Annotated in this window: 1 protein-coding gene; it reads right to left on the bottom strand. The window is 70.8% G+C overall.

Annotated elements, in window-relative coordinates; all coding sequences use genetic code 11:
* Nucleotides 1-123 precede the first annotated feature (123 nt).
* Nucleotides 124-715, bottom strand: a 592-nt coding sequence (locus FUT87_RS27210) for a DMT family transporter (RefSeq protein ID WP_147242994.1), incomplete at its 5' end; no start/stop codon positions are given.

Below are 715 nucleotides of genomic sequence, written 5' to 3'. Positions count from 1 at the left end.
CGCGCGCCGACCGCAACTGATTCCGCTGTCATCACCCACCCCGCAGGCGACCCACCGGTCGCCTTTTTCCTTGCCGCAAATGCAGCGGGCGTGGTGCTGTCGATCAACCCGCCGCCGGCTGCTTCAGCGGGTCCTGCGCGCGAGCCACACGCCGATCGCGACCAGCGCCATGCCGGCCATCGCCAGCCCGCTCAGCGTCTCGCCGAACAGGGCCCAGGCGATCAGCGCGGTGGTCGGCGGCGTCAGGTAGAAGAGGCTCGCGACGTTGACCGCGCTGCCGCGGCGGATCAGCAGGTTCAGCAGGCTGACCGCGCCCAGCGACAGCACCACCACCAGCCAGCCCAGCGCGAAGATGAACTGCCCGGTCCAGCGCACCTGCATCGTCTCGGTCGCGACCGCGATCGCGGCGGTCACCAGCAGGCTGGGCACGAACTGGATGATCGAGCCGGTGCGCAGGTCGAAGGAGGGACAGAACTTCTTCTGGTAGAGCGTGCCGGCGGTGATGCCGACCAGCGCGACCACGGCGGGCAGCAGCATCGTCACCAGCGCGCCGCCGGCGACCGCGGCCACCTTCTGCGCCACGACCAGCCCGACGCCGAGAAAGCCCATCGCCAGTCCCAGCCATTGCAGGCGATCGATGCGCTCGCCGAGGAAGGCGCGCGCGCCCAGTGCGGTCACCAGCGGCTGCAGGCCGACGACCAGCGCGGTGATGCCC

Source organism: Mitsuaria sp. TWR114, from assembly GCF_007997345.1.
This window is presented reverse-complemented; position numbering and strand designations above follow the sequence as displayed.